General features: G+C 70.1%; 23 protein-coding genes. 13 read left to right on the forward strand and 10 right to left on the reverse strand.

What is annotated here, in order from left to right:
• Positions 1 to 366 precede the first annotated feature (366 nt).
• From E2169_RS11050 to lptF, 5 genes are all read right to left on the reverse strand, one after another.
• Positions 367 to 1374 carry a class I fructose-bisphosphate aldolase gene (locus E2169_RS11050; RefSeq protein WP_132986666.1) on the reverse strand — a complete coding sequence of 336 codons (1008 nt, stop codon included), beginning with the start codon at positions 1372 to 1374 and terminating at the stop codon, positions 367 to 369.
• Between the two features lie 48 nt (positions 1375 to 1422).
• The gene (gene pyk, locus E2169_RS11055; RefSeq protein ID WP_132986667.1) at positions 1423 to 2889 is read right to left on the reverse strand and encodes a pyruvate kinase; all 1467 of its coding nucleotides are present in this window, start codon (positions 2887 to 2889) and stop codon (positions 1423 to 1425) included.
• A gap of 73 nt (positions 2890 to 2962) precedes the next feature.
• Entirely contained in the window at positions 2963 to 4138 is a 1176-nt protein-coding gene (locus E2169_RS11060) for a phosphoglycerate kinase (RefSeq protein ID WP_132986668.1), read from the reverse strand.
• A gap of 112 nt (positions 4139 to 4250) precedes the next feature.
• The gene (gene lptG / locus E2169_RS11065) at positions 4251 to 5360 is read right to left on the reverse strand and encodes an LPS export ABC transporter permease LptG (RefSeq protein WP_132986669.1); all 1110 of its coding nucleotides are present in this window, start codon (positions 5358 to 5360) and stop codon (positions 4251 to 4253) included.
• A complete protein-coding gene (gene lptF, locus E2169_RS11070; RefSeq protein WP_132986670.1) occupies positions 5357 to 6454 on the reverse strand; it encodes an LPS export ABC transporter permease LptF in 1098 nt (365 codons plus the stop codon). Before lptF ends, lptG begins: the two co-directional genes overlap by 4 nt.
• A 144-nt stretch (positions 6455 to 6598) precedes the next feature.
• Between lptF and E2169_RS11075 the strand changes: the two genes are divergently transcribed.
• The 3 genes from E2169_RS11075 to E2169_RS11085 are packed head-to-tail and all read left to right on the forward strand — an operon-like array spanning position 6599 to position 11492.
• The gene (locus E2169_RS11075) at positions 6599 to 8077 is read left to right on the forward strand and encodes a leucyl aminopeptidase (RefSeq protein ID WP_132986671.1); all 1479 of its coding nucleotides are present in this window, start codon (positions 6599 to 6601) and stop codon (positions 8075 to 8077) included.
• 56 nt (positions 8078 to 8133) lie between these two features.
• The gene (locus E2169_RS11080; protein WP_132986672.1) at positions 8134 to 8574 is read left to right on the forward strand and encodes a DNA polymerase III subunit chi; all 441 of its coding nucleotides are present in this window, start codon (positions 8134 to 8136) and stop codon (positions 8572 to 8574) included.
• 47 nt (positions 8575 to 8621) lie between these two features.
• Positions 8622 to 11492 carry a valine--tRNA ligase gene (locus tag E2169_RS11085; RefSeq protein ID WP_132986673.1) on the forward strand — a complete coding sequence of 957 codons (2871 nt, stop codon included), beginning with the start codon at positions 8622 to 8624 and terminating at the stop codon, positions 11490 to 11492.
• 301 nt (positions 11493 to 11793) lie between these two features.
• Here E2169_RS11085 and rimI read toward each other — a convergent pair whose 3' ends face one another.
• From rimI to pssA, 3 genes are read right to left on the reverse strand one after another with little or no spacing between them, the layout of a single operon-like run.
• Positions 11794 to 12234 (reverse strand): ribosomal protein S18-alanine N-acetyltransferase, encoded by a 441-nt coding sequence (gene rimI, locus E2169_RS11090; protein ID WP_370465151.1) that lies wholly within the window; start codon positions 12232 to 12234, stop codon positions 11794 to 11796.
• 38 nt (positions 12235 to 12272) lie between these two features.
• Positions 12273 to 12539, reverse strand: a complete 267-nt coding sequence (locus E2169_RS11095; RefSeq protein WP_132986675.1) for a hypothetical protein — start codon at positions 12537 to 12539, stop codon at positions 12273 to 12275.
• A gap of 5 nt (positions 12540 to 12544) precedes the next feature.
• Positions 12545 to 13318: a CDP-diacylglycerol--serine O-phosphatidyltransferase gene (gene pssA / locus E2169_RS11100; protein ID WP_132986676.1), complete on the reverse strand. Its 774-nt coding sequence runs from the start codon at positions 13316 to 13318 to the stop codon at positions 12545 to 12547.
• 134 nt (positions 13319 to 13452) lie between these two features.
• Between pssA and E2169_RS11105 the strand changes: the two genes are divergently transcribed.
• The 4 genes from E2169_RS11105 (at position 13453) to E2169_RS11120 (ending at position 16366) form a co-directional block, all read left to right on the forward strand.
• Positions 13453 to 13836: a DUF4124 domain-containing protein gene (locus E2169_RS11105; protein ID WP_132986677.1), complete on the forward strand. Its 384-nt coding sequence runs from the start codon at positions 13453 to 13455 to the stop codon at positions 13834 to 13836.
• A 21-nt stretch (positions 13837 to 13857) separates the two neighbouring features.
• The gene (locus E2169_RS11110; protein WP_132986678.1) at positions 13858 to 14136 is read left to right on the forward strand and encodes a DUF4124 domain-containing protein; all 279 of its coding nucleotides are present in this window, start codon (positions 13858 to 13860) and stop codon (positions 14134 to 14136) included.
• A 77-nt stretch (positions 14137 to 14213) separates the two neighbouring features.
• Entirely contained in the window at positions 14214 to 15941 is a 1728-nt protein-coding gene (locus E2169_RS11115; RefSeq protein WP_132986679.1) for a proline--tRNA ligase, read from the forward strand.
• 59 nt (positions 15942 to 16000) lie between these two features.
• Positions 16001 to 16366 carry an H-NS histone family protein gene (locus E2169_RS11120; protein WP_132986680.1) on the forward strand — a complete coding sequence of 122 codons (366 nt, stop codon included), beginning with the start codon at positions 16001 to 16003 and terminating at the stop codon, positions 16364 to 16366.
• A gap of 3 nt (positions 16367 to 16369) precedes the next feature.
• On the opposite strand, the gene E2169_RS11125 is transcribed toward E2169_RS11120, so the two are convergent.
• Positions 16370 to 17614, reverse strand: coding sequence for a threonine/serine exporter family protein (locus tag E2169_RS11125; protein WP_132986681.1), 1245 nt, complete (start codon positions 17612 to 17614; stop codon positions 16370 to 16372).
• An 82-nt stretch (positions 17615 to 17696) separates the two neighbouring features.
• Here E2169_RS11125 and E2169_RS11130 point away from each other — a divergent pair, with 82 nt between their 5' ends.
• The 6 genes from E2169_RS11130 to E2169_RS11155 all read left to right on the forward strand — a co-directional run bounded on the left by E2169_RS11130 (position 17697) and on the right by E2169_RS11155 (position 24210).
• Positions 17697 to 18806 (forward strand): MlaE family ABC transporter permease, encoded by a 1110-nt coding sequence (locus E2169_RS11130; protein ID WP_132986682.1) that lies wholly within the window; start codon positions 17697 to 17699, stop codon positions 18804 to 18806.
• Positions 18782 to 19597 carry an ABC transporter ATP-binding protein gene (locus E2169_RS11135; protein ID WP_132986683.1) on the forward strand — a complete coding sequence of 272 codons (816 nt, stop codon included), beginning with the start codon at positions 18782 to 18784 and terminating at the stop codon, positions 19595 to 19597. Before E2169_RS11130 ends, E2169_RS11135 begins: the two co-directional genes overlap by 25 nt.
• 3 nt (positions 19598 to 19600) lie before the next feature.
• On the forward strand, positions 19601 to 20527 hold the full coding sequence (locus tag E2169_RS11140; protein ID WP_132986684.1) for an MlaD family protein: 927 nt from the start codon (positions 19601 to 19603) through the stop codon (positions 20525 to 20527).
• Positions 20524 to 21168, forward strand: a complete 645-nt coding sequence (locus E2169_RS11145; RefSeq protein WP_132986685.1) for an ABC-type transport auxiliary lipoprotein family protein — start codon at positions 20524 to 20526, stop codon at positions 21166 to 21168. The genes E2169_RS11140 and E2169_RS11145 overlap by 4 nt, the downstream gene beginning before the upstream one ends.
• 100 nt (positions 21169 to 21268) lie before the next feature.
• Complete coding sequence (locus E2169_RS11150) at positions 21269 to 22930, forward strand: electron transfer flavoprotein-ubiquinone oxidoreductase (RefSeq protein WP_132986686.1); 1662 nt, start codon at positions 21269 to 21271, stop codon at positions 22928 to 22930.
• Positions 22931 to 22974: 44 nt separating this feature from the next.
• Complete coding sequence (locus E2169_RS11155; RefSeq protein WP_132986687.1) at positions 22975 to 24210, forward strand: hypothetical protein; 1236 nt, start codon at positions 22975 to 22977, stop codon at positions 24208 to 24210.
• 31 nt (positions 24211 to 24241) lie between these two features.
• On the opposite strand, the gene E2169_RS11160 is transcribed toward E2169_RS11155, so the two are convergent.
• Positions 24242 to 26662 (reverse strand): FG-GAP-like repeat-containing protein, encoded by a 2421-nt coding sequence (locus tag E2169_RS11160; RefSeq protein ID WP_132986688.1) that lies wholly within the window; start codon positions 26660 to 26662, stop codon positions 24242 to 24244.
• Between the last annotated feature and the right edge of the window lie 64 nt (positions 26663 to 26726).

A 26726-nucleotide genomic window follows, 5' to 3' on the forward strand; every position in this document is an offset into this window, starting at 1 on the left:
CGGCCGGGAGGCCTTCGCGGCTTCGCCCCCGGCATCCGCCTGGCGGCGGATGCCTCCTCCTTGACTTCCCCGCGAAGGCCTCCCGGCCACGACGGGGCTCGGCTTCGGCTGCAGATGCGCGTGCCCGGCCTTTGCTCCCGGGCCACCGCGTACTGCCGTGCACCGGGGGCCAAGGCCCTTGAGAGCGAAGTCAAGGAGGAGGCGATGGCCGCAGGCCAGCGCCGGGGGACATGAGCACTCAAGGGCCTTGGCCCCCGGCGCCCGAGAGTATCCATGGCGTGCCACTCCCTCAGCTGGGAGAAGAACCAAAAAAGGGCGGCCTGGGCCGCCCTCTTTACGGGGTTGCGGCGCCAGCCGCTCCCACGCTCAGCCGCGGGTCCACTGCCCCAGCGCCGCCAGGCCGTTGGCCTTGGCGCGTTCGAACACGGTGGCCTGCGCGGCGTCGTAGTTGCCGACCAGGTCCTGCGACCACAGCTTCAGCGCCGCGGACTGCATCGCGCGGCCGTAGGAGAACGACAGCGGCCACGGGTTCGGGCCCATGCGGTTCATGGCGTCCAGGTGCGCGGTGGCGTCGTCGTCGGACTGGCCGCCGGACAGGAACACGATGCCCGGGAGGATCGCAGGCACCGCCGACTTCAGGCACATCAGGGTGGCCTCGGCCACTTCCTCGACGCTGGTGGTGTCGCCGCTGTCCTTGCCCGGCAGCACCATCGACGCCTTCAGGATGGTGCCCTCGAGCGCGACGTTCTGGTTGTACAGGGCGTCGAACAGCGCGCGCAGGGTGACCTCGGAAACCTCGAAGCAGGTGTCGATGTCGTGGTTGCCGTCGATCAGCACCTCGGGCTCGACCATCGGCACCAGGCCCTGCTCCTGGCACAGTGCGGCGTAGCGCGCCAGCGCGTGGGCGTTGGCCTCGATGCAGGTGCCCGAGGGCACGTCGTCGCCGATGTTGATCACCGCGCGCCACTTGGCGAAGCGGGCGCCGAGCTTGTAGTACTCCTCCAGGCGCGCGCGCAGCCCGTCCAGGCCCTCGGTCACCACCTCGCCCGGGAAGCCGGCCAGCGCATGGGTACCCCTGTCGACCTTGATGCCCGGGATCATGCCGTTGTCGGACATGTACTGGGCGAACGGCACGCCGTCCTTGGTCTTCTGGCGGATGGTCTCGTCGAACAGGATCGCGCCGCTGATGTACTCGGACAGGTCCGGCGTGGTCAGGAGCAGCTCGCGGTAGGCGCGGCGGTTCTCCTCGCTGTCCGGGATGCCGACGCCGGCGAAACGCTTGGCGATCGTTCCGGAGGACTCGTCGATCGCGATGATGCCCTTGCCCGGGGCGACCATGGCGAGGGCGGTTTCAGCAAGCTGTTCGATGCTCATTCTTCTGGAACTCCGGGCTGGCGACGGGGCCGCCCAGTATAGCCGCTCCTACAGGACGCCGAGCCCCTGGGCGCCGCCGTCGGCCCCCACCTGGAGCAGGCGCAGGGTGTTGGTGGCGCCGTGGGTTTCCATGGTCTCGCCGCTGGTGAACACCACCCGGTCGCCGGCCGACAGCAGGCCGGCGGCCACCAGCAGGCCCATCGCGTCGCGCGCGGCCTGGCGTGCATCCTGGCCGCGGCTGTCGTGGGCCATCGGAAACACGTCGCGCATCAGGCTCATCCGCCTGCGGGCGCCGGCGTGGCGCGAGAACGCGTAGATCGGCGCGCTGGAGCGGAAACGCGACAGGAAGCGCACGGTGCCGCCGGACTCGGTCATGGCCACGATCGCCGCCACGCCGATGTGCTCGCTGAGGAACATCGCCCCCATCGCGATCGCCTGGTCGGCACGCTGCAGGCCGCGCTGGGCCCGCTCGAAATCGGTGTCGTGCTCGAATTGCCGCTCGGCGCCGACGCAGATCCGCGACATCGCCTCCACCGCCGCCACGGGGTACGCGCCGGCGGCGGTTTCCGCCGAGAGCATCACCGCGTCGGTGCCGTCGATGACGGCGTTGGCGACGTCCAGCACCTCGGCGCGGGTGGGCATCGGGCTTTCGACCATGGACTGCAGCATCTGCGTGGCGGTGATCACCACGCGGTTGCGGGCCAGGGTCTCGCGGATGATCTTCTTCTGGATGCCCGGCAGCTCGGCGTCGCCGATCTCCACGCCGAGGTCGCCGCGGGCGACCATGACCACGTCGCTGGCGTCGATGATCTCGCCCAGGTTCTCGATCGCCTCGGCGCGCTCGATCTTGGACACCAGCGCGGCTTCGCAGTCGTGCATCCGCGCCACCCGCCGCGCCTCGTGCATGTCGTCGGCGGTGCGGCAGAAGGAGACGGCGATGAAGTCGACGCCGATCTCCGCGGCAACCGCGATCAGCTCGCGGTCGTGGTCGGTGATCGCGCCCAGCGACAGCCCGCCGCCCTGCTTGTTCAGGCCCTTGCGGTCGGAGAGCACGCCGTCGTTGAGCACGGTGGTGGCGATGGTGCTGCCATCCACGTCCAGCACGCGCAGCTGCACCATGCCGTCGTCGAGCAGCAGCACGTCGCCCGGGGCGACGTCGCCCGGCAGGCCGAGGTAGCTGACGCCGACACCGGTCGCATCGCCGGGCGGCGCATCGGCGCGGGCGTGCAGGGCGAAGCGGTCGCCGGCGCGCAGCTGCACGCGCCCGTCGGCGAAGCGGTCGATGCGGATCTTCGGTCCCGGCAGGTCGGCGAGGATGCCGACCTCGACGCCGGCGCGCCGCGCGGCTTCGCGGACCTCCTGTGCGCGCCGCACGTGGTCGGCGGGGGCGCCGTGCGAGAAGTTCAGCCGCACCGCGTTCACGCCGGCGCACACCAGGGCGTCGATCACCCCGGGCGCGTCGGTTGCCGGTCCGAGGGTGGCGAGGATTCGGGTGCCGCGGCGGTATTCGGACATGCGGGTCTCGGCTGTCGGGTCACATGCCCCATGCTAGCCGAGCCGCATGGCCAGCGGCGGCCTGCCGCCCGGCTCAGCCGCCGCGCTGTTCCAGCGCCGCGACCGCCGGCAGCGTCTTGCCCTCGAGGAACTCGAGGAAGGCGCCGCCACCGGTGGAAATGTAGGACACGCCGTCGGCGATGCCGTACTTGTCGACCGCGGCCAGGGTGTCGCCGCCGCCGGCGATCGAGAACGCCTTCGAAGCGGCGATCGCACGCGCCAGGGTTTCGGTGCCCTTGCCGAAGGCGTCGAACTCGAACACGCCCACCGGGCCGTTCCAGACCACGGTGCCGGCCTTCGCGATCAGCTCCGCGTAGCGCGCCGACGTCCCGGGGCCGATGTCGAGCACCATGTCGCCGTCGCCGATGGCGTCCACCGCCTTCACCGTCGCCGGTGCGTCGGCGGCAAAGGCCGGCGCCACCACCACGTCGGTCGGCACCGGGATGTCGGCTCCGCGGGCGCGGGCGTCGGCCATGATCTTCTTCGCGGTGTCGATGAGGTCGGCCTCGTGCAGCGACGTGCCCACCCCATGGCCTTCGGCGGCGATGAAGGTGTTGGCGATGCCGCCGCCGACGATGAGCTGGTCGACCTTGCCCACCAGCGACGACAGCAGCTCGAGCTTGGTCGAGACCTTGGAGCCGGCCACGATCGCCAGCAGCGGGCGCGCCGGTTCCTGCAGCGCCTTGCCCAGGGCATCGAGCTCGGCCATCAGCAGCGGCCCGCCCGCGGCCTGCGCGGCATGGCGGATCACGCCATGGGTCGAGGCCTGGGCGCGGTGCGCGGTGCCGAAGGCGTCCATCACGAACACGTCGCACAGCGCGGCGTAGCGCTTGGCCAGGGCTTCGTCGTCGGCCTTCTCGCCGACGTTCATGCGGCAGTTCTCCAGCAGCACCAGCTGCCCGGGCGCGACGTCGACGCCGTCGAGGTAATCGCGGACCAGCGGCACCTCGCGACCAAGCAGCTCCGAAAGCCGCGTCGCGACCGGCGCCAGCGAGTCGGCCTCGCTCCATGCGCCCTCTTGCGGACGCCCCAGGTGCGACATCACCAGCACCGCCGCGCCGGCCTCGAGCAGCGTGCGCAGGGTCGGCAACGACGCCAGGATGCGCTGGTCGGACGTCACGCGCCCCCCGGCCACCGGCACGTTGAGGTCCTGGCGGACAAGCACGCGCTTGCCGGCAAGGTCGAGGTCGGTGATGCGGAGGATGGACATGGACGATGGCCGGTATCTGTGGACCGGCCATTGTCGGTGCCGGCCGGACCGGATTCAAACTGCGGCGACGAAAAGGTCGCGCCTGCGCGGGATCCGGTCGATTCCAGCGACCTCAGCCGCTGCGCCGTCGGAACAGCAGCCAGGACACCGTCAGCATCAGCATCGGCGGCGCCGCATAGGCAAGCCGGTAGTCGAAGCCGTAGACCGCCGCAAGCTTGGCCACCTGGTTCTGCAGCATCCAGAACCCCAGCGCGAACACCACGCCGATGAACAGCCTGCGCCCGAGCCCGCCGCTGCGCAGCGAGCCGAACGCGAACGGCATCGCGGCCAGGCACAGCGCGAGCACGTTGACCGGATAGAACCAGCGGCCCCAGTAATGCTCCTCGAACTCGCTGGCGTCCAGGCGGTTGCGGTGCCGGTAGTCGATGCCCTGGGCCAGGTCGCGCGCCGACATGTAGCGCGGGCGGAAGGCGCCGCCGGCGCTGGCGGCCAGCGCGGCGGCATCGAGCTGCGACTCCCAGCGCTCCTCGTCGACGTGGACCTCGGTCACCGAGCGCTCCTCGAAGGTCACCCGGCGGACATCGCGCAGGTGCCAGTCGCCGCCGCGGTGCTCGGCCAGGCCCGCCTGGGCGATCGACTCCAGCCGGCCATCGCCGTCGAATTCGAACAGGCGCACGTCGTTGAGCTCCAGCCAGGCCTGATCGCCCTTGCTGCGCTCGCGGCCGTCGCGGGCGTTGAGGAAGGTGTTGCCCTCGCGCGCCCAGAGTCCCGAGTACTGCGCCACGATCATGTCGCTGGAGCGCGCGGCGGCCTTCATGGCATCGGCGCTGCGCTGCGCGCCCGGCCCGAGGGTCTCGCCGCTGAGCATCATCAGCGCGGTCAGCACGACCAGCGGCGCCGCGACCGAGGCGCTCAGCCGGCGCCGCGAGATCCCGAGCGCGCGCAGCGCGGTGAGCTCGGACGACGCCGCCAGCTGGCCCAGGCCCATCAGCGTGCCGATCACCGCCGCGGTCGGGAACATGGTGTAGGCCCGCCGGGGAAGCGTGTAGGCCACGTAGGTCAGCACGCTGACGAAGCCGTACTCGCCCTCGCCCATGTCGTCGATCTCGTCCACCGCGGCAAGCACCGCGTCCAGCCCGACCAGCACCGCCCAGACCAGCAGCACGGTGACCACCACCACGCGCGCGACGTGGAGGTCGTGGAGCTTCGGGAACGGCATCATCGCGCCACCTCCGCACTGCGGCGCCGGCGCGGCACGCCCACGTGACCGTCGCGGAGGTACAGCCACGTGCCGACCGCCAGCAGCGGCAGCACCAGCCACCACAGGCCAAGGCCCAGCGGGATCACCCCGTCGGCCAGCCACTTGGTACCCAGCAGCATGAAGTTCATCCCCACCACGTAGGCCAGGAAGCCCAGCGCGATCCGCCCATAGCGGGCCTGGCGCGGCGGACTGCGCGCCAGCGGCACCGCCAGCAGCGCGAAGGCCAGTGCCAGCAGCGGCGGAGCGATGCGGTAGTGCAGCTGCGCGCGCGCCTCGGGGCGCGAGTCGCCGAGGAGTGCCAGGGTCGAGTCGAACTCCGGATTCCCGTCGGCCGGACGCGTCTCTGCGTCCGGCAGGCGCAGTTCGTTGCGCCGGTAGCGCATCATCCTGTAATCGAGGGTGTCGGCCAGCGGACCTTCCACCCGGAAACCCTCACCCAGGTCGAGGTAGCGCTCGGCGCCATCCACGGTCAGGAGTCCACTGCGCGCAGTGGTGACGTCCATGCGCTCCTCGTCCTGCCGGTAGACGAACACCCGGCCCAGGGCGGAGCCCTCGCCCGACATCGCGCCGACGTAGACCACGCCGCCGCCGCCGGGGAGCTCCACGAAACGCCCGGCCTCCAGGCCAGCCAGCAGCAGGTTGCGGTTGCCCTCGGCCACCATCCGCTGCGAATAGTCGTTGGCCCAGGGACCCAGCCACAGCGAGCAGGCGCCGATGAAGCCGACCACCGGCAGCACCAGCAGCATCAGCGGCCGCAGCAGCCGCCGCGGGCCGACGCCGGTGGCCACCAGGACCGGCATCTCCGAGTCCCGGTACAGCCGGCCGACGGCCAGCAGCAGGCCCAGCATCAGGCCCAGCGGCAGGATCAGCGGCAGGTAATTGAGCACCTGCAGCCCCAGCTGGGACAGCATCAGGCCCGCCGGTACTCGCCCGCGGGCGATGTCGCCGAGCACGTCGGCGAACACGCCGCCGAGGCTCACGATCATCAGGACCACGAACGCCGCGAAGGTGGACTGGGCGAATTCGCGGAACAGGTAGCTGTCGAGCTTCGGCATCCGGGGGCGGCCTTGCATTAGAATCGGGGGTTCGTCCATACACCGCTTACGGTCGCGCCGGCAGACTGGCGCCGCGGCGCATCGCCGCATTCTGGACCGCGGATTGTAAGGAACACTTCACGCCAAACCCCAGTACAGGACCCCATGACCCTAGAATTCGCCCTGAACACCGCCGCCCCCGCCTCCGCCAACGTCGACTGCGTGGTGGTGGGCGCCTATGCCGACAAGACCTTCACGCCTGCCGCCCGTGCCCTCGACGAGGCCAGCGGCGGCCGCCTGACGGCCCTCGCGGAGCGCGGCGACGTCAGCGGTGCCACCGGCCGCAGCTCGATGCTGCACGACCTCGCCGGCGTGACCGCGCCGCGGGTGCTGGTGGTCGGCCTGGGCGAACCGGGCAAGTTCGCGGTTCCGCAGTACCTCAAGGCCGTGGCCGACGCCGTGCGCGCGCTGAAGACCGGGCCGGTGCGCTCGGCGCTGCTGACCCTGGCCGAGCTCGAGGTCCCCGGTCGCGATGCCGCCTGGTCCATCCGCCAGGCCGCCATCGCCGCCGGCCACGCCGCCTACCGCTATACCGCGACGCTCGGCGGGAAGAACAAGAAGCGCGACGAAAAGGGCCTGGAGCGCCTGGAGATCGCCGGTACCGACGCCGCCGCGCTGGCCCAGGGCCAGGCGATCGCCGCGGGCGTCGAATTCACCCGCGAGCTCGGCCACCTGCCGCCCAACATCTGCAACCCGGCCTATCTCGCCAGCCAGGCGCAGGAGTTCGCGGCCCGCTTCGACAAGGCCAGCTGCGAGGTCCTCGAGCGCGAGGACATGGAGAAGCTCGGCATGGGCTCGCTGCTGGCGGTCGCCCGCGGCTCGGCCAACGCGCCCAAGCTGGTCGTGCTGAAGTGGAACAACGGCGGCGACGCCAAGCCCTATGTACTGGTCGGCAAGGGCATCACCTTCGACACCGGCGGCGTGAACCTCAAGACCCAGGGCGGCATCGAGGAGATGAAGTACGACATGCTCGGCGCCGGTTCGGTGATGGGCACCTTCGTCGCGGCGGCCGGCATGGACCTGGCCGTGAACCTGGTGGTGGTGGTGCCGGCGGTCGAGAACGCCATCGACGGCAATTCCTACCGCCCCTCGGACGTCATCACCAGCATGTCCGGCAAGACCATCGAAGTCGGCAACACCGACGCCGAGGGCCGCCTGATCCTGTGCGACGCGCTGACCTATGCGCAGCGCTTCGAGCCGCAGGCCCTGGTCGACGTGGCCACGCTTACCGGCGCCTGCATGGTCGCCCTGGGCAGCTTCGCCACGGGGCTCATGAGCAAGCACGACGACCTGTCGCAGGAGCTGCTGGCCGCGGGCGAAGACGTGTTCGACCGCGCCTGGCGCCTGCCGCTGTGGGACGAGTACCAGACCATGCTCGACTCCAGCTTCGCCGACGTCTACAACATCGGCGGCCGCTGGGCCGGTGCCGTGACCGCGGGCTGCTTCCTGTCGCGCTTCACCGAAGGCCAGCGCTGGGCGCACCTCGACATCGCCGGCAGCGCCAGCCACAGCGGCAAGAACGGCCTCGCCACCGGCCGCCCGGTCGGCCTGCTGTCGCAGTGGCTGCTGGACCAGGTGGCCTGATGCGGGCCAGGGCCGCGCTTCGTTGCGAAGCACGGCCCTGATCCCGGCCTGATCCCATGCCGAGAGCCGATTTCTATCTGATCGCCAAACCGCGCTTCCGCGACGAGCCGCTGCTGCTGGTCTGCGAACTGGCGAAGAAGGCGCTGGCTGCCGGCCAGCCGATGCTGGTGCTGGCCCGCGACGCGGCCCAGGCCGAACGGCTCGACGACCTGCTGTGGTCGTTCGAGCCCGATGCCTACGTGCCGCACCAGATCGCCGGCCTGGAGCCCGAGGACGGCGGCGGCGAGGAGGAGGAGGCCGACGTGCTCATCGCCCCGCCCGAAGCCGACGTGCCGCTTCGGCCGCTGGTGCTGAACCTGCGCGACGCCGCGGTCGAGGGTGCCTTCGATCGCGTGCTCGAAGTGGTCCCGGCCGATCCGTCCGCGCGCGAGCCGCTGCGCGCGCGCTGGACGCAGTACAAGGCGCGCGGCTTCGACCTGAACAAATACGACATGTGACGCGGGGCCCGGCCCCCGCCCCGCCCCGCCCGATCACGAGTCCCGCAATGTCCCTTGCCACCGGCTACGACCCCAAATCCTTCGAATCCCGCCTGTACGCACAGTGGGAGTCCTGCGGCGCGTTCGCGCCGACCGGCGACGGCCCCGCCTATTCGATCCTGCTGCCCCCGCCGAACGTCACCGGCACCCTGCACATGGGGCACGCGTTCCAGCACACGCTGCAGGACGCCCTGGTCCGCTACCACCGCATGCGCGGCTTCCGCACCTTGTGGCAGGTCGGCAGCGACCACGCCGGCATCGCCACCGAGATGGTGGTCGCGCGCAACCTCGACCGCGAGGGCCGCGGCGAAACCCGCGACTCGCTCGGACGCGAAGGCTTCATCGGCAAGGTCTGGGAGTGGAAGGCGGAATCGGGCGACACCATCGAGCGCCAGATGCGGCGCATGGGCGCCTCGGGCGACTGGTCGCGCCGCGTCTTCACCATGGACCCGACCCCGTCGCGGGCGGTGGTCGAGGCCTTCGTGCGCATGCACGAAGAGGGCCTGATCTACCGCGGCCAGCGCCTGGTCAACTGGGACCCGGTGCTGCAGACCGCGATCTCCGACCTCGAGGTCGCGAGCGAGGAGGAAGACGGCTTCCTGTGGTCGATCCGCTACCCGCTCGCCGATGGCGCGAGCTATGAGCACGTCGAGCACGACTCCGACGGCAACGAGACCCTGCGGGAAACCCGCGACTACCTCGTGGTCGCCACCACGCGTCCGGAAACCATGCTCGGCGACACCGCGGTGATGGTGCACCCGGAAGACACACGCTACGCGCACCTGGTCGGCAAGGCGGTGACGCTGCCGCTCACCGGCCGCGCGATCCCGGTGATCGCCGACGCCTACGTCGAGCGCGACTTCGGCACCGGCGTGGTCAAGGTCACGCCCGCGCACGACTTCAACGACTACGCGGTCGGCCAGCGCCACGACCTGCCGATGATCAACGTCCTCACCGCCGACGCCAAGGTGGTGTCCGACGACGATGCGGTCCCGGCGCACTACCGCGGCCTCGACCGCTTCGATGCGCGCAAGGCGGTGCTGGCCGACCTGGACGCCGCCGGCCTGCTGCTGGAGACGAAAGACCACAAGCTGCAGGTCCCGCGCGGCGACCGCACCGGCCAGGTGATCGAACCCTGGCTGACCGACCAGTGGTTCGTGCGCATGGACGGGCTTGGCGAGCGCGGGCTCGAACTCGCCGGCGGCACCGACGCGGGCGAGGGACAGGTGCGCTTCGTGCCCGGCAACTGGATCAACACCTACCGCCACTGGCTCGGCAACATCCAGGACTGGTGCATCAGCCGCCAGCTCTGGTGGGGCCACCGCATCCCGGCCTGGTACGGCAGCGGCGGCGAGATCTTCGTCGGCCACGACGAGGCCGAAGCGCGCGCCAAGGCCGAGGCCGCAGGCTACGCCGGCCCGCTGTCGCAGGACGACGACGTGCTCGAGACCTGGTTCTCCTCGGCGCTGTGGCCCTTCAGCACCATGGGCTGGCCCGATGCCGACGCCATGGCCGAACGCGGCTACGACGAGTTCGTGCCCTCGGGCGTGCTGGTCACCGGCTTCGACATCATCTTCTTCTGGGTCGCCCGGATGATCATGATGACCGACCACCTGACCGGCCGCCTGCCCTTCCGCGACGTCTACATGACCGGCCTGGTGCGCGACAAGGACGGCCAGAAGATGTCCAAGTCGAAGGGCAACATCCTCGACCCGCTGGACATCATCGACGGCATCTCGCTCGACGACCTGGTCGCCAAGCGCACCGGCGGCCTGATGCAGCCGAAGATGGCCGACAGGATCGCCAAGGCCACGCGCAAGGAGTTCCCGGAAGGCATCCCCGCCTTCGGCGCCGACGCGCTGCGCTTCACCATGGCCGCGCTCGCCGGCCCCGGCCGCGACATCAAGTTCGACCTCGCCCGCGCCGAGGGCTACAAGAACTTCTGCAACAAGCTCTGGAACGCCACCCGCTTCGTGCTGATGAACACGGAAGATGCCCGCAGCGCGGATGGGGGCAACCCCGCGGGAAGCCCCCACCCCGCCACCCCCGCCGAACAGTGGATCCTCTCCCGCCTCGCCGCCGTCACCGCCGAGGCCGAATCCCACTTCGCCAGCTACCGCTTCGACCTCCTTTCGCAGTGCCTGTACGAATTCGCCTGGCACGAGTACTGCGACTGGTTCGTCGAACTCGCCAAGCCCGCCCTCAACGGCGACGACGCAGCCGCCGCGGCCAGCACCCGCCGCACCCTGCTGCACGTGCTCGAGCGCCTGCTGTGCCTGCTGCACCCGCTGGTGCCCTTCGTCACCGAGGAGCTGTGGCAGCAGGTCGCGCCGCGCCTGGGCATCGAAGGCGACAGCATCATGGCGCGCCGCTATCCGCAGGCCGCGGACTTCGCCGGGCAGGACCACGCCGCGGCCGCCGCCGACGTGGAATGGCTCAAGGCGATGGTGTCCGCGCTGCGCCGCATCCGCAGCGAGCTTGGCGTGTCGCCGGGCAAGCCCGTGCGCCTGCTGGTGTCGGGCGGCAGCGCGAACGATGCCGACCGCATCGCGCGCTTCGCAACGCAGCTGGGCTTCCTGACGAAGATCGAAGGCGCCGAAACCATCACCGGCGACCCGCCGCCGGCCGCGGCCGCCCTGGTGGGCGAGCTGAAGCTGTTCGTACCGCTGGAAGGCCTGGTCGACCTCGACGCCGAGCGCACGCGCCTGGACAAGGAGCTCAAGCGCGTGGCCGGTGAACTCGCGAAGTCCAGGGGCAAGCTCGCCAGCGACACCTTCGTCAGCAACGCACCGGCCGCGGTGGTCGAACAGGAGCGCACGCGCCTGGCCGACTGGACCGCGCAGCACGAGGCCCTGTCCGCGCAGCGCGCCCGCCTCTGACGGCGGGCGCAAGTTACCCTGCAGGAGCAGACACGGTCGCTACCGCGCGAAAAAGCGGTTTTTGCCACGGATGACGCGGATAGGCGCGGATTTACGCGGATCCGGCCGAGGCAAGGTCGTGCCGGTTTCTGGATAAAAGGCCGGATCGGACTTCGAAAGCCGGGACCCGGCGAGGTGCGTGATCCACGCAAACGCACTTCCTGATAAACGCTTTTTCTGCGTTCGCTTTATCCGCGTAAATCCGCGCCTATCCGCGTCATCCATGGCAAAAAAGCTCTTGGCCTCAGCCAAGCAGATCCCGTCACGGGGCGAGCAGCTCCATCGCCATCACGATCGCGTCCTCGCGACCCTTGTCGGTCGGGTAGTAGCGCGGGCGGCGGCCGATCTCGTTGAAGCCTTCATTCTCGTACAGGGCCACGGCCACGGGGTTCGAGGGCCGCACTTCGAGGAACACGCGGCAGGCGCCGCGCCCGCGCGCGACATCGATCATCGCCCGCAGCAGGCCGCGACCGTATCCGCGGCCCTGGCGCGCAGGGTCGACGCAGACATTGAGCACATGGGCCTCGTCGGCGGCCACGCTCAGCACGCCGTGGCCGATGAAGGCGCCGCCTTCGACCAGCACCCAGGCCGGATAGCCGGCAAACAGGCAGTCGCGGAAGATGCCGATCGACCACGGCCAGGGATAGGCACGGCGCTCGACCACCATCACCGCGTCGAGGTCCTCGATGCGCATCGGCCGCATGACCGGACGCTGCTCTGCGTCGGCCACCACCGCCGCGTTCATCCCTGCGCGGCCCCGTGGCGCAGGGCGCGCAGCCTCGGCCACAGCGCACGCTTGGCGGCCGGATCGGCGCGCAGCGCGGCCAGCGCCGGCAGGCCGCGCAGCAGCGCCGCGGCGTCGCCGGAGCCGGCGCTGCGTCCGGCCGCGCGCAGCAGGGCATGCGCCAGCGGATCGTCGGGAACCACGTCTTCCGGGCGCGGAGCCCGCGCGTAGACCCGATGGCCCATCGCCTCCAGCACCTCGCGCTGCCAGGGATCCCAGGCCACCGCGCTCACTCCGACCGCGCCCGGCGGCGACCACGCAGTCGCCGCAACGAGGTCAGCGGCCCGGACAGTGCGTACGCGCCAAGCACCGCAAGCAGGGTCTTGGGCGGATCGATCCACAGCGCGATCAGCGCCGCCACCACCAGCAGCAGGGCGAAGAACGGCACCCGGTCCGAGCCCGGCCCGCTGCCGCTGCCCTTGAAGCTGGTGTAGCGGAACAGGCTGACCATCAGCAGGCCCGACACCACCGTGATCGCCAACGCCGCGTAGCGCAGCGACTCGCCGCTGAAATCCAGGCTGTGGAAGGTCCACACCGAGCTGGCCATGACACCCGCCGCCGCCGGGCTGGCCAGGCCGATGAACCAGCGCTTGTCGACCGTGTCCACCTGGCTGTTGAAGCGCGCCAGGCGCAGCGCGGCGCAGGCTGCATAGAGGAACGCCGCCAGCCAGCCGATCTTGCCCAGGGTGTTGCCGTCGAGCTTCATCGCCACCAGCGACCAGTGGTACATCACCAGCGCCGGCGCCATGCCGAAGCTCACCAGGTCGGCCAGCGAATCGTACTGCACGCCGAACTCGCTCTGGGTGTTGGTCAGCCTCGCCACCCGGCCGTCGAGGCCATCGAGGATGGCGGCGACGAAGATCGCGACGCAGGCGGCTTCGATGCGCCCCTGCGAGGACGCGATGATCGCGAAAAAGCCCGCGAACAGCCCCCCCGTCGTGAACAGGTTGGGCAGCAGGTAGATGCCGCGGCCGCGGCGCGCCTTGGGGCTGTTTTCGTCCATGGCCGCAAGTGTACCCGCCGCCGCCGCGCCTGCCGCGGGCACCGCCACGGTCACGGAACCGCGTGCCGGCGCTTGCGCCAGGTTGCCCCCGGTGCTGCAATCACCGTCCACGCCCCCAAAGGCAGGAGTTCCGCATGCATCGCTTCGTCTTCGCCGCCATCCTGGCGTTTGCCGCATTCCCGGCCATCGCGCAGCAGACCGCGGGCGAGGTCTACCAGTGGACCGATGCCAACGGCGTCACCCACTACTCGCAGACGCCTCCGGACAAGGGCCGCTACGAGCAGCGCCTGATCACGTCTGCGGGCGCCGCCGCGCCTTCGGAGGCCGAGCCGGTGGCAGAGGCGGAGAACCCGCAGTGCGCGGCCGCGCGCGCCAACATCGCCGCGCTCGAGAGCGAAGGCCCCGTGCAGCAGGACACCGACGGCGACGGCGTGCCGGACAGCGTGCTCAACCCCGACCAGCGCGCCGCCCAGCTCGCCCTGGCCCAGGCCGCGGTCAAGGCCTACTGCACGCCCTGACGGACGCGAGCGGACGCCGCCATGCAGACCCGCTGGGCCATCGCTGCCGGCCTTGCCGCCGGGATCGCGGTGGCGTGGTGGTTCGCGCGCGAAGCGCCTGAGGCCGCGGAAGCGCGCCGTGACCGCGCGGAACAGGCCGCCGCCGCCAGCTACGAAGATGCCCGTCCAGTGCTTTATCGCTGGACCGACGACGCCGGCGTGGTGCAGGTGACCCAGCAGCCGCCCCCGAGCGGCCGGCGCTTCGAGAAGGTCGACATCCAGCCGCGTGAAGGCATCGAGGTCGACGGCGGCCGGCAATAGGCGGGTCCCTGCCGCCGGCACGGCGCGTGCTGCATGGCACAATCACCGGCCGAACCACCAGACCGATGATGCCGCCGATGCGCCTGTCGCAGTTCCACCTCCATACCGAAAAGGAAACGCCCGCCGAAGCCGAGCTCATCAGCCACAAGCTGATGCTCAAGGCGGGGATGATCCGCAAGCTCGCCGCCGGCATCTACACCTGGTCGCCGCTGGGCCTGCGAGTGCTGCGCAAGGTCGAGGCCGTGGTGCGCGAGGAGATGGACGCCGCCGGCGCGATCGAACTGCTGATGCCGTCGATCCAGCCGCGCGAGCTGTGGGAGGAAACCGGGCGCTGGGAGAAGTTCGGCGGCCAGCTGCTGAAGATCCGCGACCGCAAGGACGCCGAGTACGCCTACGGCCCCACGCACGAGGAAGTGATCACCGACTTCGCGCGCCAGGAGCTGGCGAGCTACAAGCAGCTGCCGGTGACCTTCTACCAGGTCCAGGCCAAGTTCCGCGACGAGATCCGGCCGCGCTTCGGCGTGATGCGCGCGCGCGAGTTCCTGATGAAGGACGCCTATTCCTTCGACGTCGACGCCGAGGGCATGGCGCGCTCCTACGACCGCATGTACGCGGCCTACACCCGCATCTTCACCCGCCTCGGGCTGCGCTTCCGCGCGGTGCTGGCCGACTCCGGCGCCATCGGCGGCGACGCCTCGCAGGAATTCCACGTGCTGGCCGACTCCGGCGAGGACGCGATCGCCTGGTCGGACACCGGCAATGAGGGGGATCCCGCGGGCTACGCCGCCAACGTCGAGACCGCGCGCGCCGCCGCGCCCGGCCCGCGCCCGGCGTCCGCCGAAGACATGCGCAGCATCGCCACGCCCACGCAGAAGACCTGCGAGGCCGTGGCGGAACTGATGGGCATCCCGCTCGCACGCACGGTGAAGTCGGTGGCGGTGATGGGCCACGACGGCGAAGGCCGCGAGCAGTTCGTGCTCGTGCTGGTACGCGGCGACCACGAGGCCAACGAGGTGAAGCTGGCCAAGGTCGCCGGCCTCGGCGACTACCGCATGGCCACCGAGGCCGAGATCCTCGCGCACCTGGGCAGCGACCCGGGCTTCCTCGGGCCGATCGCACCGGCGAAGCCCGTGCGCGTGGTCGCCGACGTCGAAGTGGCCGCGATGGCCGACTTCGTGGTCGGCGCCAACCGCCCGGGCGAACACATCGCCGGCGTGAACTGGGGCCGCGACCTGCCCGAGCCCGACACGGTGGCCGACGTCCGCAGCGTGGTCGAGGGCGACCGTGCCGGGGACGGCGGCACGCTGCGCATCATGCGCGGCATCGAGGTCGGCCACATCTTCCAGCTCGGCCCCAAATACGCCGAAGCGATGGGCTGCACCGTGCTCGACGCAGCCGGCAAGGCCGCGGTGCCGCTGATGGGCTGCTACGGCATCGGCGTGTCGCGCATCGTGGCGGCCGCCATCGAGCAGAACCACGACCAGGCCGGGATCCTCTGGCCCGAAGCAATGGCACCGTGGACGGTCGCGGTCTGCGTGATCAACCCGAAGAACGATCCCGCCGTGGCCACGGCGGCCGCGGCGCTGCACGACGAACTGGCGGCGCGCGGCATCGACGTGGTGCTCGACGACCGTGGCCTCCGCCCGGGCCCGATGTTCGCCGACATGGAGCTGATCGGCATCCCGCACCGGGTGGTGGTGTCGGCCCGCGGCCTGGAAGCCGGCAGCTTCGAGTACCGCGCGCGCAACGCCGCCGAGGCTGAAAGCCTCGATCGCGAAGCCCTGCTGGCACGCCTGGCGGGCTGACGGACTAACATCTCGACGTCGCCGGGCACCCGGCACCTTTTCTGACAATCGGAGACAACATGGCAATCGACCTCAACGCCCTCTCGGCCAAGGAACTCGACTCGCTGATCAACAAGGCGAAGAAGCGCAAGACCACGCTCAAGAAGCGCAAGCCGATCACCACGGTGCGCGCGCGCCTGAAGGCCGCCGCCACCGCCGAGGGCTACACCATCGAAGAGCTGTTCGGCACCGCCGCCGGCACCGCGACCCGCGTCGCCAGGCCGGCCAAGGCACCGCGCAAGACCGGCATCAAGGTGGCGCCGAAGTACCGCAACCCCGCGAAGCCCGAAGAAACCTGGACCGGCCGCGGCCGCCAGCCTCGCTGGATGGCCGAGCAGGTATCGCAGGGCAAGACCCCGCAGGACTTCCTGATCGCGAAGGACTGACCCCTACAGGCTGCGCCGCGCCGGCAGCAGCAGGTTGCCGAAGATCAGCCCCGCGACGAGCGCCAGCAGGATGTTGACCACCGCCATCGCGGCCACCTGCCCGGCGCTCAGGTCCTGCTGCTGGACCGAGGTGATCAGCGTGCGCACGCTCGAGCTGCCGGGCACCATCAGGATGATGCCCGGAACGCGTACCACCGCGCCCGGGCGCCAGGCCCAGCGCGCGTAGCCGTTGCCGGCGGCGGTGATCACCAGGGCCGACAGGAAGATCCCGAGCTCCGCGCCCCAGGCCTGCCCGGCCAGGCGCGAGACCAGGTAGCCGGTGGCCGCGGCCGCCGCCACCAGCGGGTAGTCTCGGGCCTTGGCGCGGAACAGCACCGCGAACGCGAACGCCGCCAGTGCCAGCGCACACCACTCCACCCAGTCGGGCTGCGGCCGCCAGGCGCGGACCTGGGGTTCGATGCCCACCATCCCGGCCGCCGCCATCGCGACCATCGTGCCCACGGTGAGCATGATCATCGTCGCCACCGCCCCGGCGAAACGCGCCGTGCCCGACATCAGGTGCTGGCTGGTCAGTTCGTTGACCGCATTGGTCAGCGCCAGGCCCGGCATCAGCACGATCAGCGCCGAGATGATCACGGTGTTGAGGTTGAGCGGCGCCACGTAGGCCGCGACCAGGACGGCGATCGATGCGGCGACCATGGCGCTGACCGCATCGCCGGCCTCGCGCAGCCGCGGCCGCGTGCGCGACGCGACCTGCAGCAGGCCGATGACCAGGCCGATCGTGCTCGCGGTGGCGATGTCCAGCCACGGCAGGCGCAGCAGCCCGCCGATGCCCGCGGCCACCATGCCGAAGCCCAGCACCTGCATCAGGTTCTGGCTCCGGGTCAGGGGCCGGTCGAGCGCGCGCAGCGCGGCGTGGCCCTCGGCCAGGCCCATGCGGCCGGCGACCACGCCTTCGACGATGAGGTCGACATCGCACAGGCGGCCAAGGTCGTTGTCGCCCGGCGGCATCCGGATCACGCGGGTGGCGTCGCTGTCGCCCGGCGGACGCATCGGATCGCTGAAGGACAGCACCATGCCGGTGGGGTTGGTCCAGGGCTCGCACTCCAGGCCAAGCTTCTGCGCGACCATCTCCAGCGACGCCTCCAGGCGCGGGGCGGTGGTGCCGTAGGCATGCAGATGCTCGGCCAGCTCGACCATGAAGGCGATGCGGGCGGCGTAGGCTTCCTGGGGAAAGGGGCGCGACATGCACAAAGCATCGCACGCGCAGCACGGCCGGTGTTCGGTATCCTCGCGTGCAGCCCCGCCAAAGCGACCGCTTCCCCCTCCGATGCCCGCAGACCCCGCCAGTCCACCCACGCTCTCCCTCGACGGCGCCACGCTGCGCCTGGCGGGCAGCTGGACGCTGGACCATGCCGCCGCGGTCTCGGCGGCACTGGCCGGCGCGCCGGATGGCGCCGTGCAGGTCGATGCGCGCGACATCGGCCGCCTCGACACCATGGGCGTGCTGCAGCTGCTGCGCTTCGCCCACCGCCGCGGCCTGGACGACGACGCACTGGGCTTCCGCGAAGATCACCTCGCACTGGTGTCCGCGATCGAGGACGTGGCCGACGACCGCCCGAAGAAGCGGCGCGAATACGGCGTCGCCGCCGCGCTCGCCCGGCTCGGCCGGGTCATGCACGACAACGGCCGTGAAGTCGTGGCCCTGGTGAGCTTCCTCGGCGAGAGCCTGGTCAAGATCGGCCGCATCGCGCGCCAGCCCCGCCGGCTGCGGCTCACCTCCACCGTGCACCACATGGAGCAGGTGGGCCTGGACGCGATGCCGCTGGTGGCCCTGCTCTCGTTCATGGTCGGCGCGGTGATCGCCTACCTGGGCTCGACCATCCTCGCCGAGTTCGGCGCGACGCTGTTCGTGGTGGAACTGGTCAGCTTCGCCTTCCTGCGCGAGTTCGGCGTGCTGCTCACGGCGATCCTGCTCGCCGGCCGCACCGCCAGCGCGTTCACGGCCCAGATCGGCATCATGGTCACGCGCGAGGAGGTCGATGCGATCCGCACCCTGGGCCTCGACCCGATCGAACTGCTGGTGATCCCGCGGCTGCTGGCGCTGCTGGTGATGCTGCCGCTGCTGACCTTCATCGCCATGATCGCGGGCCTGCTGGGCGGCATGGCCGTGGCCGCGTTCGAGCTCGGGATCCCGCCGCAGGCCTTCCTCGCCCGCCTGCACGACACCGTCGAACTGCGGCACTTTTTCGTCGGCATGTCCAAGGCGCCGGTGTTCGCGCTGGTGATCGGCCTGATCGGCTGCCTCGAGGGCCTGCAGGTGCAGGGCACGGCGCAGTCGCTGGGCGAGCGCACCACCTCCAGCGTGGTGCAGACGATCTCGCTGGTGATCATCCTCGACGCGATGGCGGCGATCTGGTTCATGCAGGTGGGCTGGTGAGCACGGACCCGCCCATCGTTGCCGTGCGCGGGCTGGTCAACCGCTTCGGCAGCCAGGTGGTGCACGACGGGCTCGACCTCGATGTGCGCGAGGGCGAGATCCTCGGCGTGGTCGGCGGCTCGGGCAGCGGCAAGTCGGTGCTGATGCGCTCGATCATCGGCCTGCGCACGCCCGATGAAGGCCGCATCGAGGTCCTGGGCGTGGACGCGCGCTCCACGGCGCGCGCGGACCGGCAGCAGATCGAACGCAATACCGGCGTGCTGTTCCAGGACGGCGCGCTGTTCTCGTCGCTCACCGTGGGCGAGAACGTCGAGGTCCCGCTGAAGGAGCACCATTCCGGCCTGCCCGACGGCCTGCGTCGCGAGCTGGCCCTGCTCAAGGTGAAGCTGGCGGGCCTGCCCGCCGACGCGATCGACAAGCTGCCCTCGCAGCTGTCGGGCGGCATGCGCAAGCGCGCCGGGCTGGCGCGCGCGCTCGCGCTCGACCCGCCGCTGCTGTTCCTCGACGAACCCACCGCGGGCCTCGACCCGATCGGCGCGGCCGCTTTCGACAGCCTCATCCTCACCCTGCGCCAGGCGCTGGGGCTGACGGTATTCATCATCACCCACGACCTGGACACCCTGTACGCTATCTGCGACCGCATCGCGGTGATCGCCGACCGCAGGGTGGTGGCGGCCGGACCGATCGACGAGATCGAGCGCCTCGACCATCCCTGGGTGCAGGACTATTTCAATGGCCCGCGTGGCCGCGCGGCACGAGAGGCGGGCGAACGCGCCGCCGTGGAGCCCTGATCGATGGAAACCAAGGCCAATTACGTCCTCATCGGCGTGTTCACCCTGCTCGTGGCGGTGGCCATGCTGCTGTTCGGCCTGTGGGCGGCGAAGTACTCCAGCGACCGCAACTGGCAGGCCTACCACGTGGTCTTCAACGAGCCGGTGACCGGCCTGACCGAAGGCGGCACGGTGCAGTACAACGGCATCGCGGTCGGCACCATCGATTCGCTGGCCCTTGCCCCGCAGGACCCGCGGCGCGTGGTGGCCCGGATCCGCGTGCACGCCGATGTCCCGGTGAAGGTCGACACCCGCGCCAAGCTGTCGATGGCCGGACTCACCGGCGCCCCCTTCATCCAGCTCACCGGCGGCAGTCCGGACGCGCCGCGGCTGGCCACGCGCGACGGCGACGCGATCCCGGTGATCCTCACCGAAGCCTCCGCGCTGCAGAACATCGCCGACACCGCCAACCGCCTGGTCGCGCGCCTGGACGAGGTGCTGAGCGACGAGAACGTGGCGCGCATCTCGGCCACGCTCGAACACCTCGAGGGCATGACCGGCGCGGTGGCCGGCCAGCGCGAAGACCTGGCCTTGTTCATCACCAACGCGCGCGTGGCCAGCGAGAAGCTGATCGAGACGGTCGAGACCTCCAACCGCGCCATGAGCGGCATCGACCGCGAGCTGGTGCAGAAGCTGCCCGGCATGGTGGAGCGCCTGGAGTCCACGCTGGCGCGCATCGATTCCGCCGCCGGCAGCGCCGATGCGATCCTCGGCGAGAACCGCAACGCCATCAACAGCTTCGCCAACGATGGACTGGCGCAGCTGGGTCCGACGCTTGCCGAACTGCGCTCGCTGGTGCGCGACCTGCGCCGGATCAGCGACCGCTTCGATTCCAATCCCGCGCGCTACCTGCTTGGCCGCGACGCACCCAAGGAGTTCGAACCCGAATGAAGCCGATCACCCTCTTCGGGCGCGCGGTGCTCGCCGCCGGCGTGCTGGCCCTGGGCGCCTGCTCCCTGCTCGGCGGCGCGGGCGAGCGCGAGCGCGGCATGATCTACGCCCCCGACCCGCAGGTGCAGGCCGATCCCGCGTGGCCGCGCGTGGACTGGCAGCTGTCGATCAACCCGACGACCGCCGCACGCACCGTCGACACCTTCCGCATCACCGTGCGCCCGGTGCCGGGCGAACTCCAGGTCTACGGCGGCGCAAGCTGGGCCCGCGCGCCCTCGGACATGGTCGAGGACGTGGTTTTGCGCACGCTGGAAGACTCCGGCCACGTCCCCGGCGTCGCCCGCCGCGGCAGCGGCATCGCCCCCGACTACCGCCTGCTGCTGGAACTGCGCCGCTTCGAGGCCGACTACGCCGGACGCGCCGTTCCCTCCGCGACCATCGAGCTGCACGCCAAGCTGCTGCACGCGCGCGAGCAGGGCATCGTCGCCGCGCGCACCTTCATCTTCGCCGAGCCGGCGGCTGCCACCGACGTCGGCAGCGTCGCCGCCGCCTACGAGCGCGCGCTCGAGTCGCTGGGCCGCGACGTGGCCGGATGGACCCTTGCCACCGGCGACGCGCACGCGCGCAGCGCGAGCGACTGACGCGCGGTCACAGCTTTGCATGTGGGGAGTGGCACGAGCGCGGTTTGCCGCGCGCGTGCCGAGCCGCGACAATCGCTGCATCGCCACACGGGCCGCCCGCATGAACCAGCAAGCCGATCCCAGCGCCACCATCGAGGTACCCGAGCCCGAGCGTGACGTCATGGAGTACGACGTCGTCACCGTCGGCGCCGGCCCCGCCGGCCTGGCCTTCGCGATCCGCCTCAAACAGCTGGACCCGGAGATCTCGGTCTGCGTGATCGAGAAATCGAGCACCATCGGCGCCCATATCCTGTCCGGCGCGGTGATCGAGCCCGGCCCGCTCGACGCCCTGCTCCCGGGCTGGCGCGACAACCCGCCGCCGGTGTGCGTGCCGGCCGGCGAGGACGAGCTCTGGTACCTGACGAAGGACGGCGGCCGCAAGTTCCCGATCGTGCCGCCGGGCATGCGCAACCACGGCAACTTCATCGTCAGCCTGGGCGCGATGTGCGCATGGCTCGCGCCGCAGGCCGAAGCCCTGGGCGTGGAGATCTATCCCGGCTTCGCCGCCGCGCAGACCCTGCACGACGCCGATGGCCGCGTCACCGGCGTGCGCATCGGCGACATGGGCATCGCCCGCGACGGCTCCGAGAAGCCGGGCTATACCGCCGGCATCGACATCCACGCCAAGGTGACGGTGCTTGCCGAAGGCGCGCGCGGGCACCTGACCAAGCGCCTGGTGAAGCGCTTCAAGCTGGATGCCGACAGCGACCCGCAAGCCTATTCGATCGGCATCAAGGAGCTTTGGCAGCTGCCCGCCGGCCGCGCGACGCCCGGCAAGATCGTGCACTCGCTGGGCTGGCCGGCCGACAACAACACCTATGGCGGCAGCTTCCTCTACCACCTGGAGAACGACCAGGTCGCGCTGGGCTACGTCAGCGGCCTGGATTACAGCGACCCCGACTTCAAACCCTGGGAGGCGTTCCAGCAGTGGAAGAACCACCCGACGGTGAAGCCGCTGCTCGAAGGCGGAAACATCCTTTCGGCCGGCGCGCGCGCCATCGTCACCGGCGGCTGGCAGTCGCTGCCGAAGGTGGAGATGCCCGGCGCACTGCTGATCGGCGACACCGCGGGCCTGCTCAACGTGCCCAAGATCAAGGGCACCCACCAGGCGATCCGCTCGGGCATGCTCGCCGCCGAACACCTAGCCGCGGGCGCCCTGGCGATCGAGGGCTTCGATGCCAAGCTGCGCGATTCCGACGCCATGCGCGAACTGCGCGCGGTGCGCAACATCAAGCCCGGCTTCAAGAAGGGGCTGTGGTTCGGCCTCGCCAATGCCGCCTGGGAGACCGCGGTCGGCGGGCATTCGCCGTGGACGCTCAAGGTCACGCCGGACTGGTCGTCGCTCGACAAGCTGGGCACGCGCATGCAGCCCGAGCGCGACTGGGGGCAGCGCGAGCTGGCCCCGCGCGACCGTCTGGCCGGCGTCTACTTCGCCGCCACCGAGCACGACGAGGACCAGCCGGTGCACCTGCTGGTGCACGACACCGAAGTCTGCGTGACCCGCTGCACCGAGGAATACGGCAACCCCTGCACCCGCTTCTGCCCGGCCGGCGTCTATGAGATCGTCGACGATCCCGAAGGTCCGGCGGGCACCGGCAAGCGGCTGCAGATCAATGCCGCGAACTGCGTGCACTGCAAGACCTGCGACATCAAGGATCCCTACGAGATCATCACCTGGGTGACGCCTGAAGGCGGCTCGGGGCCGAACTACCAGAACCTGTGAGGCCCGCCCCCGACAATCCGGTCCGACCTTTCGCCGGACGCCTCATGCTGCTCTCCGGGGCGATACTGCTGCTCGCACTCGCCACCACATCGGCCTTCATTGTCCGCCCCCTTCCCTTCAGTGACTGGGCGTATTACTGGGACGTCGCACAGGGCAGCTTTCCCTACGAGCGCGGCGGTGTCATGGTCTTCGTGCTCCGGGCCTTCCAGTTGCTCCAGCTCGAGCCCTATGCAACCGCGCTGATCATGAATCTGGCTGCGGCTGCAGTGCTGCTGGCCGTGGCGTGGAGGGCGGAAGCCGGACACATGAGCATGCCCATGCTGCTGGTCCTGGCCTACCTGCTCGTCATCGCGCCCTACTTTTCGGTGGTCCAGTTCGACCTGGCGGCAACAGCATTGCTATGCGTCGGCCTGTGGTACCTCGCAAGCGAAGCCACGGGCCGGGCCAGGATCCGGAACATGGCGGCTGCGTTGCTGCTGGTGGCGTGTGCGGTGTCCAGCCGCCCCCAGTTCTTCCTCGTTCTGCCGGTGTTCGCGGCACTGCTCGTCATCGCAGCCGCGGTGGTGGGTGGGTGGACCGGGCTATCTCGCAGTCGCAGCCCGATGACCGCAGCGGTCCTGCTGATCGCTGCGCTCATTGGTTTCGCGGCGGATTCCGCCCTGCGCTCGGCATCCGGCCGGGCGCAGGCAGTGCGCACCAACTCGGGAGTCACCCTCTACGCGGGCCTTCTTTCATCCGGGGACTCGCCCCCGGCGTGCGGCCATTGGAGCGAGCAGGCGACAAAGGAAGCCCGCGACGACGCTGACCAGCCGCTTCTTCAAACGGCCTTCACGCGTTTGCAGGAGCGCCCGATGGGCCACTGGCTGGCGGTCGTGCGATGCAAGACACCAGGCATCCTGATGCCGACCGCGTATGCGCTGTCCTGGTCGCTGGGCTCGCCCAACGTGGTCGAAAGGATGGAGAAATCCAGTTCCCCCGAGCAGGAGGCCCGGGTCACCCGCCTGTACCGCGCCGAGCATCGCGGGTACCTGGCACTCCTGGTCCTGATCTACGGCTTCGCCCTCGTCACGGCGGTGCGCCGCATGATGCGCAGGGAGTGGACGGCCGCGCTGCTGCCGCTGCTGTGGATTGCTTCGTACTGGGCCGTGCACGCCATCTTCGAGATACAGGCCAGGTATTTTCTTTCGCTGTTCCTGCTGTTGCCGTTCATGGCCGCGTCCTGGTCCGCCCGGCTGACAGCCGGGCGACCCCAGGTGGAGATCCTGGCGGGAGAAGCCTGACGGGGCCTGACCGCCAGGCCCCCCTGCGCGATCAGGGAACGACCTGCCAGTTCCGGTCAGCAACCGCAGCCATCGCAACCCCGGTCGAAGCGTTCGCCGAACGCCAGTACACGTTTGCGCCCGTCCCGGTGTGGCGCCAGACCACATCGGCCTTGCCATCGCCATCGAAATCACCGCTGTCCGCCAACACCCACTGCAGGTCGGGCACCCGGCTCACGGCCTGTTGCGTCGACACATCGCCACCCAGCCAGACCACGTTCTGGCCGGACGTCGCGTGCCGCCAGAACACGTCGGAAATGCCGTCGCCGTTGAAGTCGCCCACGGTTCCCACTTGCCAGCCGACGTCCGCCACCCTGGCAACCCGGATCTGGGACGAATAGTCTCCGCTCCGCCAGATGACGTTCTCACCGGTACCCGCGTGCCGCCACAGGATGTCGGACTGGCCGTCCCCATCGAAGTCGCCGACACCGCCGACCTGCCATGCCGCCGTGCTCACGTCGATGATCGGCTTGCGCGTTGCCGAATTGCCGGAACGCCAGATTCTGTTGCCTCCGGTGCTTCCGTGGCGCCAGAGCAGGTCATCAACGCCATCGCCATCGAAGTCGCCAACGCCGGCGATCTGCCAGACATCGCCGGGAACGGCGACCAGTTCCAGCAGGTTCGAAGAGTTGCCGCCGTACCAGATCAGGTTCCGCCCGTTACCGCGGTGGCGCCAGACGATATCCGCGCGGCCATCGCTGTTGAAATCGCCGGTTCCGACGATCCTCCAGGCGTTGTCGAACACGCTGGCGACGGCCTGCTGTGTGGCGGAATTCGCTCCGAGCCAGAGCGTATTGCGCCCGTTGCTGGAGTTCCGCCACAGGACATCGCTGATGCCGTCACCGTTGAAGTCGTCGCGGCGCGACGCCTGGCTGGTGCCGGCACGGAACGCGGCGATCAGCGGAACCGTATTGCGCAGGGTCCGGGCGTTGTCCGACTGGTTGGCGACTCCGCAGGCGCGGCCGCCACAGCTGGTGATCTGCGGGTTGGAGAACACGCGGTATGCAGTCTGGCCAGCGTCGCCGTAAGCCATCACGGTGTAGAAGTTGCCGTTCGCGGCATTCGTCTTGTAGCCGAACGAGTAGGCATAGCGCCCGTAGTCTTCCGCGTCCAGGACTCCGTCGTCGCCCATGGCCGCATCACGGTCATGCGCGGCACCCAGGTTGTGGCCGATCTCGTGCACCAGGGTTTCGTCGCGACAGTAGTGTCCGCCGTCCGGCGAAAGGGTGCCGTTTGAATCGCTGATCACCGTATAGCCATAGGCCTCGTGCCCGGGGACGATCTGGGACTGGCCGCCACCGATCAGCCAGGCGATGCCACAGCCCTGGTGCTCGGTGTCCCGGAACCGACGCACCAGGGATACCAGGTCGGCGCCGACGCGCTCGCGCTCCTCGCGCAGTGGCTGCAGCGAGGCGGGCACGGTCACCGGCGATGATCCGTTGCTGCCCGTGAGCTGCTCCAGAACACTTTCGTTGCTGCCGTTATCGGTGTAGTTCACCTGCAGCGTGCCCACCAGGCGCAGGTTCGCCGCCACCGAGCTGTTGGCCAGGGCCTGGTTGCCCACGGTGACGATGTGGTTCAGCCGCGTCTGCGCCTGCGACGTGCCCCCCATCATGGTGACGAAGCCGGGCGTATAGCCAAGCAGCACATCGACGTTCGGGTCTCCAGGCGCCATCGGCGCCGCCCCGGATGCGGCCTTGGCGAGCGCGCCGCCTTCCTCCAGCACGCCTGGCGCGAAGGCCTCGGCACCGACTGCTTGGGGCACGCGGTAATCCGGGCCGATCAGCCCCTCCCGGATACCCTTCTCGATGCGCGACTCCACCAGCGAATCCTGCTGGACCATCCAGATCTGGCCTCCGTTGGTGGTCAGGCGTAGTTCCTCGCCGTTGGCGGCGGCAAGCACGCCGAACATCGCCCGCTCGCCAAAAGTCAGGACCGCATCAACCCCGTTCGCGTCGCGCCCGATCCAGCTCCAGTCCCCACTTGCATGTTCGGCATGGCGCTCATAACGGAGGTCGATGGGACTGCCGTCGGGGGCGCGCAGGTGCAGTTCGCCCCCAATCGCCGCGAACGCATGGGCCTCGCTGACCTCGACCGGATGGAAGCTGTACTTGTCGCCGCCGCGCTTGGCACGCACGCTGCTGTACGCCAACAGCTCACCCCGATCATCCAGCGAGGCGATGCCAGCCACGGCCCGGACCGGCACTTCGGGCCCGATCGCGGAAACCACGCTTGGACGGACAACGCCGACGGGGTCACCCGGCATCCACGCCGTCACGCCCTGCTCGCTGTCCGCGGTGGGAGCTCTGGCAGAAACAGTCGTTTCGATGCCTTCTACAGACCGTTCGCTGCAGGAGGAAAGCAGGAGCGCCGCAGAAGCGACGAGGACAGGGATGAGTAAGGCAGGCTTCATGGGCTGACCCAGGTTGACAGGGGGAGTTTCAAGCCTACCTGCAACCAGGGCCCAGTGTCAGACC

The sequence above is a fragment of the Luteimonas terricola genome (genome assembly GCF_004352845.1).
Classification (GTDB): Bacteria; Pseudomonadota; Gammaproteobacteria; order Xanthomonadales; family Xanthomonadaceae; genus Luteimonas; species Luteimonas terricola.